At 39.1% G+C, this 9617-nt stretch carries 7 protein-coding genes; 2 read left to right on the top strand and 5 right to left on the bottom strand.

All coding sequences use genetic code 11. The features are described from left to right. Positions 1–97: 97 nt before the first annotated feature. Positions 98–640 (bottom strand): Uma2 family endonuclease, encoded by a 543-nt coding sequence (locus VB740_RS15320; protein ID WP_323200841.1) that lies wholly within the window; start codon positions 638–640, stop codon positions 98–100. A gap of 339 nt (positions 641–979) precedes the next feature. On the opposite strand from VB740_RS15320, the gene VB740_RS15315 reads away from it, so the two are divergent. Continuing rightward, positions 980–2680, top strand: a complete 1701-nt coding sequence (locus VB740_RS15315; protein WP_323200840.1) for a DUF262 domain-containing HNH endonuclease family protein — start codon at positions 980–982, stop codon at positions 2678–2680. A 646-nt stretch (positions 2681–3326) separates the two neighbouring features. Here the strand turns inward: VB740_RS15315 and VB740_RS15310 are convergent. Both VB740_RS15310 and VB740_RS15305 read right to left on the bottom strand, forming a co-directional pair. Then, positions 3327–3539 (bottom strand): CopG family transcriptional regulator, encoded by a 213-nt coding sequence (locus VB740_RS15310; RefSeq protein ID WP_323200839.1) that lies wholly within the window; start codon positions 3537–3539, stop codon positions 3327–3329. A gap of 56 nt (positions 3540–3595) precedes the next feature. Next, positions 3596–4270 carry a response regulator transcription factor gene (locus VB740_RS15305; protein WP_323200838.1) on the bottom strand — a complete coding sequence of 225 codons (675 nt, stop codon included), beginning with the start codon at positions 4268–4270 and terminating at the stop codon, positions 3596–3598. A 219-nt stretch (positions 4271–4489) separates the two neighbouring features. Here VB740_RS15305 and VB740_RS15300 point away from each other — a divergent pair, with 219 nt between their 5' ends. Continuing rightward, complete coding sequence (locus VB740_RS15300; protein WP_323200837.1) at positions 4490–4993, top strand: hypothetical protein; 504 nt, start codon at positions 4490–4492, stop codon at positions 4991–4993. 323 nt (positions 4994–5316) lie between these two features. Here VB740_RS15300 and VB740_RS15295 read toward each other — a convergent pair whose 3' ends face one another. Further along, on the bottom strand, positions 5317–6750 hold the full coding sequence (locus VB740_RS15295) for a HAMP domain-containing sensor histidine kinase (RefSeq protein ID WP_323200836.1): 1434 nt from the start codon (positions 6748–6750) through the stop codon (positions 5317–5319). Between the two features lie 416 nt (positions 6751–7166). Further along, positions 7167–9158, bottom strand: a complete 1992-nt coding sequence (locus VB740_RS15290; protein WP_323200835.1) for an amylo-alpha-1,6-glucosidase — start codon at positions 9156–9158, stop codon at positions 7167–7169. Positions 9159–9617 lie beyond the last annotated feature (459 nt).

The raw sequence follows: 9617 nt of genomic DNA, 5'->3' as shown, positions 1-9617 counted from the left end.
GCAACGTCTCTACAAGGGTTTCAGGTAACGCATAATTAATTTCTGGAGATGTCTTGTACGTATAAATTTATTCATCACTCGATTCAGCAACGCCACCCTATGGCAAAAGTCTTTGAACGGATACTGAAACATCTGCAAATGCTAACGGTGTAACTGTTCCTTGCTCAATAGTATATTCTTCAACATATTTACCATTTTGAGGGTTTCTGAACACAATCATCTGTTTAGCAGATAAACTTAAAACCCAATATTCTTGAATCTCAGCCGTTGCATAAATCACAGCCTTGATCTCCAAGTCTTTCTTTAAGCTTGTCTGAGCAACTTCCACAATCCAGAAGATATCTTGAGGAGCAGGATGGCGATCGTTGTAGGATGATTCTGGAAGTCGAACGATTGCAATATCAGGTTCGGGTTCCGAGTCGGATAGTGTAATGGGTCCATTGAAACGAACATCAGCTTTACCTGAGAGCAATTCTTCTAAATATTTTGCACCTCGTTTTGCTGTGGTGTAATGAATTGGGGTTTCTGGACTCATCTCAACAATTTCGCCTGTTAGCAGTTCCACATGACGACCACGCAGAATGCCCGCCTCAACCATGCGATGATAGTCGTCTACAGACCATTTAGCCAATGTCTTCATAGCAGAACTGCTCACATTCTTGTGATAGACCGACCTAGTTCCATTTTATGGGTTCTTGGTTGAGAAGCACCCTAATAAATATCTGTTCTTTAATAATTAGACATCTCCAGAAATGAATTATGCGTTACCTGAAACCCTTGTAGAGACGTTGCAATGCAACGTCTCTAGATTCATTTTTGGAGATGTCTATTTCATATTCGCAGCTAACCTCGGAATTACTACCAAAATCTCTCGCTTGTCAGTACCAAGACAGTGTTAGCTAGCTGGAATTCAGCTACTCTAGATAACACAGGATTCTAATACTTTAGAGTTTAGAACTATTTTACCCATCTTAAATTTATGGCTCGAATTAATCTACTAGATACGCGTTCTACTAGTTTCGGCGACTTACTTAGTAATGGCAGGGCTTACCGAGTACCGCCTTTTCAGCGTGACTACTCTTGGGAAGAAGAGAATTGGGAAGACCTTTGGCAGGATATTTGGGCACTTCACAATAATCCTGACTCTAGCCACTTCATGGGAGCAATTGTTTTACAAAACTCTGGTACTTCAGACAAAGAGTTTATAATCATTGATGGACAACAAAGATTGGCAACACTCAGTATTGTTGTTATTGCAATTATTGAAAAGCTTCAAGAATTAGTAAAACAAGAAAAAGACATTGAAGCCAACCAAGAGCGACAAGAAATTCTAAGACGCACTTATCTAAGTGATAGAGATCCACGTTCTTTACGTTACTCGAGCAAACTTATCCTGAATGACAATAACAATGATTTTTATCAAAGTAATTTAATTAATCTTAGAAAATCCAGGAATTTTCGCTCTATTGTAAAATCTAATCAGCTTCTTTGGCAAGCTTTTCAATATTTTCTTCGTTGTTTAGAGAAACAAGAAATCGCGAATAACGGAAAAAGTTTAGTTGAAATAGTAACTGATTCTATTTCGCAACGCCTACTGTTTGTACAAATAAATGTTGAGGATGAATTGAAAGCTTACTCAATTTTTGAAACTCTTAATACAAGAGGTGTTACACTTAGTACCACTGATATATTAACTAATTATATTTTTTCACTTTTTCAGGGAAAGACTGATTTAGAAATAGCACAATATCAATGGAGAAAAGTTATTAATACAATTCAACGAGAAAATTTTACTGAGTTCCTTCGATATTTTTTTGGTGCCAAAGAAAAGAATATACGAGGAGACAAGCTATTCAGATTAGTCCAGAAAAATGTGAAAACTTCACAACAAGCTTTCAATTTACTTGAACAACTTGAGGATTATAGTGGTCTTTTTATTGCTCTCAACAATTATAATGATGATTTCTGGCGTGATGCTTCAGAAAACCGACCCTATATTCGCGAACTTGAGCTATTTCAAGTAAAGCAAGCTTATCCAATTCTATTTACTGCATATGAGAGGTTTTCCTTTGAAAACTTTACTCGTCTATTAAAACTTGTGTGTGTAATTTCTTTTCGCTATACCATTGTTTGTAGTCTAAATCCCAATAAATTAGAAACCCTTTACAGTAAGTTAGCAATTTTGATTACGAATGGTGAAATAACTAATCCCAAGCAGGTTTTCGATAGTCTTCGCTCAGTTTATGTTTCAGACGAGAAGTTCTTGCAGGACTTTTCCTTGCTCTCAATTCCCACGAAAGGGCAGAAGAAGAAACTAGTACGATATATCTTATGCAAGCTTGAAGCAGACGCATCACATATAGATGTCAATGAAGATAGTTTTTCTATCGAACACATCTTGCCGGAATCACCAAATAGCGACTGGCAGCAAAACTTTACTGATGCCCAAATAGAAGAAATGGTTTACCGCATTGGGAACCTAACACTTTTAGAGCCTAATCTTAATCGCGAAGTAGGAAACAAGCTTTATCCAATCAAGCGAAAAGTTTATCAGCAGAGTGTGTATAAGCTAACGCAAAATATATTAGCTGAACAATGGACTCCAAATACACTGTCTACACGGCAAAGATTCTTTGCACAACGAGCTGTTCATATTTGGAGATCTGATTTTCCTCTATAGGGATGGCTACGATATCCGTACTGTTCAGGAATTACTCGAACACAAAGATTAAAAACAACAATGATTTACAGCCATGTTATTAACCGTGGTGCTTGAGGCGTTCGTAGTCCCGTTGACTCATGAGAAATTTTTTATGAGTGACCGATTTTATGTTGTTTGCTAGCGCTGTCTACTGAATCAATAAAGCTAGATTTATGGATATAACTGTACAGACGGGCTACCATGCTTCTGATTCCTTTTTTGCATATGATATACCAGCACCATTAACAAAAGCTGTGTACCTGTCACCCTCAATATAATGATTGGCTCAAAGGAATTTTAGCAAAGTAGCAAGCAAGTAGAGCGATCGCTATTTTAATAACCTCTAGTGGATTTTCAACAAATAGATTATTCAATTATATGGGGTCTTGTTTATTTCAAATTCCCTAAGTCTTTACATGAATACAATCAGAGGGGGCATTTAACCCCCTCGTTTGTCTCACAATTAACAGTCACCGCCAAACCAGAACGTTTGGTGGAAGTACTTTTGCTGACATCTAGATGGAACAGCAAAAACTATACCAAAAGATGATCATCCTTTAGTGCTATCTGTCGGAAAATCCTCGTAGCAAATTTCTAAGATTTGGCAGGATATTCGAGTGAATAGTTACTGTGATTTTGACGAACTGGCAACTGTTTTTGTTGAGTCTGCTGTTTCCATCTCAGAGCTTTCAGCATTGTCAACCTCAAGAGTTCGGAGCAATTCTCGAATTACATCTGTTGCTGGCCTTCCTGTCGAAGCACAGTAGGATTGAAGTTTCTTCATTTCCTCGGTTGTGAGATTTACTGTCATTCGTTTAACAGCCCATTTTTTATTCATGATCCTCTTTTGTCTTTAATATGTTCCTTTTTGCCGAAATCACCAAGTCATTCGGGTTACTCCCGCAGCGCATAACCGACACCACGGACTGTATGAATCAATCGCTTTTCCTTATTGTCTTCCAATTTGAGTCGTAGATAACGAATATATACCTCAATGATATTAGAATCACCCATAAAGTCGTAACCCCAAACTTTCTCTAGAATTTGGTTTCTAGTAAATACCTGACGCGGATGTGAGAGGAGATATTCTAATAAGTCAAACTCTTTTGCTGTTAACTCAATGCTTCGTTTTCCCCGAAAAACTTCACGAGTGCGGCGATTTAAGCTTAAATCTTCAAATTGCAGCAAATCCTCGTCTGTTTCTTGCGTGCGCCGCAGATGGGCGCGAATTCTAGCTAGTAGTTCCTCGATGCTGAAGGGCTTAACTACATAATCATCGGCTCCCGCATCTAAACCTGCGACGCGATCGCTCACTTCATCTTTGGCTGTCAACAGAATCACTGGTACTGTACTGCCTGTGGCCCGTAAACGGCGACAAATTTCTAAACCTGTCAAGCCTGGTAGCATCCAATCCAGGATCGCTAAATCTGGCGATGAGTCTCGCGCCAGGGTTAAACCAGCAATGCCATCGTGGGCTACACTTACGCGGTATCCTTCACTACTAAGTTCTAATTCAACAAATCGCGCCAGTTTAATTTCATCTTCCACCAAAAGGATATGTGCTGTCATATTTTTACTCCTAAAAGAAATCATAACAAATTATACGGACAATATATCAGTGTTTGTTTTGTTATCTTCATCGCCAAATTTTCATAAGAATATTAATTTTGAAATCTCAGAAAACTTTAATTTGCGAGTCAGCTTGTTCTCATAGTTATGGACGAATCTATTAATTACAGGTTCTCGGTTCACATCAAACCATTAATCCACTAAAAGCGAGGATTCATTATGAAAGGTTTAATTTTTGGTAGTTTATCTGCTTTAATACTTACTACATCTGCTACGGCTCTAGCTATACCTATAAAGTATCACCAATCAAATTCAAATACATATACACTATCTCAAGTAGCCTTAAATATTAACGTTCCTCATATTACTAACTCTGGCGTTAGAAATGATACTCACTTTATCAAATTGGCTATAAAGGGAATGTATTTGCAAGACTTAATGATTTCTTTACCAAGTCAGATGGAACGCTTTAATGGAGTTCGGGTTACAGACCAATCGGGTAAAGAGATTGCAAGTAAAATAGAGATTAGTAAAGAACGTTTATCAATCACCTTTGACCAACCCGTAGCTCCTGATAGTTCTTTAGAGGTAGAGCTAACAGGCGTGCAAAGAAAAAGTTCAGGCGGGAATATATTGCTCTATAAAGTGAGTGGACAAAGAGTTGGATTGATGGGAGAAATCCCAATTGGGACAGCCAGAATCGATATTCATGATAAAGGTTAGGATTCTCTGTTGCTGATAGAGTAATACGGTTGGTGCTAGCGATATTTAGCTCTGAAAAATTCCCCCAACCTCTTTTCACAAGACTTGTTCTAATTTTTCCTTAAAAAAGAGGGTTAAGGAAGATCAAGTCTTAACCCAGGCATATTAGTTTATGGTGCAATTGTAAATTATCATGAACAATAAGATTCCTGATTTCTCTAATAAGTCAGGAATCTAAGTTTTTTAGTTTTCAAAAATCATATAGAACTACTATATAGCAATCCTAAATCATTCATGAAAAAATCTATTGCCTATTGCCTCCCTCCACGACTAATTTCACAATCTCATTTAGGATTGCTATATGTAGGTAAACTGATTGTAAATATACTCCCTTCTCCTAACTTCGATTGCACACTTACACTACCTCCCATACCTTCTACAAGCGTCTTGACAATTGATAAACCTAAACCACAACCTCCAGTACTATGAGAGCGAGATTCATCTACACGGTAAAATCTCTCAAATATCCGTGCTTGCTGTTGTAAAGGAATGCCATAACCTTTGTCACAAACTTGAATAATAGCCTTATCTTGAAGCTGATTTAACTTAAAAATTATGGGTGTGCCAGTATCAGAATACTTAATGGCATTATCAATTAAATTTAATAACACTTGTTTAAAGCGACTATAGTCTACTTTTATCTCGATTGGATAAATCTTTGACTCTATTGTAATTGTGCGATCGCTATATTTTTTTGCCATCATCACCACTTCTTCAACCAAGTCATTTAGCACATAAGATTTCATTTGAAAATATAAGTAACCATTATCAGCTCGTGCTAAATCAAGTAAATCTTGTAGCAGACGAATAGTACGTTCAGCTTCCGATGCCGCAGTTTCCAAAGCTTCTTGTTGGGTTTGTGTTAAATTATTTTGCCTTCGCAAGACGCTTTGCAAATAACCATGTACAATGGTTAAAGGTGTGCGTAATTCATGAGAAACATTACTCACAAATTCTCGTTCTTGCTTCCAAGATTGAGAGAGGCGCGATAAGAGCATAGTTAAAGTTTGAGCTACTTCTTTAACTTCGCTGGGTGCATTTTCAACTGATAGCTGCGATTGTCCTAAATCTTCAGCCGAGATCACAGAAGCCATTTGATTTAGCTGACGTAGAGGTTGCAGAGAACGCTGGATGTAAAATGCGATCGCAGCAGTTAATACAATAATTGCGAAAATGCTAGTAATACCTAAGCTTTGCACCATTATCCCAAACATTTTTTGTTCGCGGGTAATATCCTTTACTACAAATAACTCACCCAGTAATTTACCCTGCACTTGTACAGAACTACCACATAAAACAAAGTAGCTTTGGTTCACTTTATAAACTTGTGGTTTAATCGGCATTTTAGTTAGGGACATTAACTCAGCTACCGTAGTATCAGATAATAAGTCTAAAGTCGCAGATTTTACTAAAATTTTATCATCAGGACTTTTCAGCCATAATAATATGTTAGTATTTGCCAAATTATTAATAGCCTTTTGCAACCCAGTTTCAGGTTGCATCATTTCACTGTAAATTTGCACATCTTGCGGCAAACGCTTGGCTATTTGTTCTATATTATATTTATGACTATCAACTAAAATTTGCTGCATTTTCCAGCTAGTCCATGTAGCTAGGCTACCTAATACCAAAGCTGAAAATCCTGCAATACCAACTGTGAGGCGTGACTGTAAAGAAAATGGGTCTATATTTATCCAAAATTTTCTGATTTGGTTCACTATTGTGGTTGTACTTAAGGTGTTTAATAAAGTTTTATTAATAAAATCGAACTGCTAAATTGTCAACTACTATATCTTGAGTTATAGCTGATTTTAACTAACCTCTGTTGCGTTCTGACGGTGAAAAGTGCAGCATTGACAAAAAGATTGCTAGCTATTTTTATTCATTATCCTCTCAATTTTGCAAATTACTGTCTAACAATAATCTAAAAGCATTTACTAGTAATTAAATTAATGTCTGCTGAGAATTACCTTAAAATTTCTACTCCTGTCTGCTTTACCTGAATTTAAAGGCTGAAAGAAGCTTTTGCTGATTGATATAGATAGTATTTTTGATAAAATATAGCGGTTCGCTAAACGTTTTGCTCAACTTTGGGTGGAGTGACAGGGAACAAGTCGATAAGTTATTCCCCGCATCAACTCTCGGTTGCCAACCAAGCACGCAAAACTTCTGCCACTGTCCACGCTTGGGCAATACATCCCCGTGGAGTCATCGGAGCATCACCATCAAAAATTTCGCTAAGACTACCAAGACCGTGTGCAATGAGATGATTAGCCATTGGTTCCAAAAATTGGCGAGCCTGCTCAGGATTTTTGTAGACGCGCAAGTGTGCTAAGACGAACGGCCCCAACAACCAACCCCAAACTGTTCCCTGGTGGTAAGCTCCATCACGTTGATACTGATTACCACCGTATTTATCCTGGTATTGAGGATGGTCGGGGGCAAGCGATCGCAACCCATGAGAAGTCAGCAACATTCGTCCGCAAGCTTCTACTACACTCCTTTGCTGGGCAGGTGTGAGCGGACTTTCTGGTAATGAAACAGCAAATATTTGGTTAGGACGCAACGCCGAATCATCACCATCTGGACTGTCTACAACGTCATAGCAATAACCTGTCTCCTCATTCCAGAAGCGAGAAAATCTATACTTAGCACGGTCTGCCATTGCTTCATACTCTTGGTGTGGCTTACCAAGTTGACGGGCAAACTTTGCCATTGTGCGTAGGGCATTATACCAGAGGGCATTAACTTCAATCGGTTTGCCAATACGAGGCGTAACTACCCAATCATCAACTTTGGCATCCATCCAGGTCAATTGTACACCTGCAACACCTGCATAAAGTAAGCCATCGGCTGCATCGAGATGGATGTTGTAACGTGTACCGCGACAGTGCCAATCAATGATGTCTGCAAGTACTGGAAAGAGTTCACCAAGCAAATTATCATCATCCGTAGCGCTGTAGTAAGCGCGGACTGCTTCAAAGTACCAGAGAGTGGCATCGACAGTATTATATTCTGGTTGCTCACCCGCATCGGGAAAGCGATTAGGCAACATTCCTTGGTCTACATATCTGGCAAAAGTGCGAAGAATCGAGCGTGCTACTTCTGGGCGACCAGTTGAAATTGTCAAACCCGGTAGACTAATCATTGTGTCGCGTCCCCAGTCGCCAAACCAGTGATAACCAGCAATGATAGTTTTACTGTAGGGGTTTTCTGGCACTGGGCGGTCAACAATAAACTGGTCAGCAGCTAGTATTAGGTGTTTGATCCAAGCAGGTGATTCCTTAGTTTTGAGGGGTCGGTTACTATTCCAAATTCCTGTTAGCTTCTGCTCTTGAGCGCGACGTAACTTAAGTGCGGCTTCGCCATGTAAATCTGGTTGTTTTTCTGTGCTGGCTACAAAAGCGATCGCTTCCCCAGGATTCAGTGTAACCTCAAAAGTAGCAGCGTGGAGATGGTCTTCTTTGTCATTCAATCCGCGATCGCGTTCAACTGCTAAGTCAAAGCCATGATACCAATTGTGGAAAATAGTGCAGCTATCACCTAAAGACGAATCGCTCAGTAGATAGAGTGGTACAGCACCTGGATAAGCAGTTACACAAATCCCCTGTTCCACCTTCTCAACAGACATCTGCCAACCGTTGCTTTGAGTCTCGCTGTGATAATCGCGGTAGTTGACCATTGCTTTGAGCGTCAACTTCAGCGGTTGAGTGGCACGACGCAAAATATATTGCACATAAGTTGTGTTAGCGCCTTGTTGCATCCACACCCGTTTTTCTAACAAAGCATCAGCAATAGCAAAACGCCATACAGGAATTGTACCTTCAAAGGAAAAGCGTTCAATGTGTTGATAACCGTGGGGACTGATGACGCCATCTGCCCAACGATTGGTGTGTAGAGAATAAGAGCCAGTATCATACAGGACAGTTTCATCTAGTTTTGCCAGCAGTAAGGTACGACCCAGAGGTGGTTTTAATGCTGCTACCAGTAGTCCGTGATAACGCCGAGTCAACAAACCAGCCACAGTCCCAGAGGCATAACCACCAATACCGTTAGTAACTAACCATTCCCGTGACTCTGCAATGTCAAGATTGCCGCAGGTTTCCCGCCCAAATTCAATACACATAAGAGAGCAATTTTCGGTTAATCCCAACTAAAATCTTACCTGCTAATCAGGGCTAAAATTTAATGCATTAAGCAATATTAAATACTAGTATCTTTGGGAAGGTATTTCTGTAAGTAGGAGCTAAAATGTCTCTAAACGAGTCTTTAAGACATTTATTAATTACGTATATTAAATTCTCGTTGGACATCAAAGGTTATATATGCAACTTTATCCTCTCCGTAAGGTGAGCAAAGGATAATATTCACTCATTGCCACCGAATTTTCGCATCTTGGCAAATCAAAAGGAGAATAATAAAGTGTTGAAAAATGTTCAACGTCGTATTCCTTCAGAGGAAAAATATTTGGAGGCATTCCACTCAATTTATGAGGAATTGACTCCGGGACACAAAGCCATTTTGAATAAGTTGTAAGCTAATCGGCATTTAAGCTGCATAATATAAATGCAGAGTCGGTTGAAAA

Source organism: Nostoc sp. UHCC 0251 (genome assembly GCF_034932245.1).
GTDB lineage: Bacteria > Cyanobacteriota > Cyanobacteriia > Cyanobacteriales > Nostocaceae > Nostoc.
This window is presented reverse-complemented; position numbering and strand designations above follow the sequence as displayed.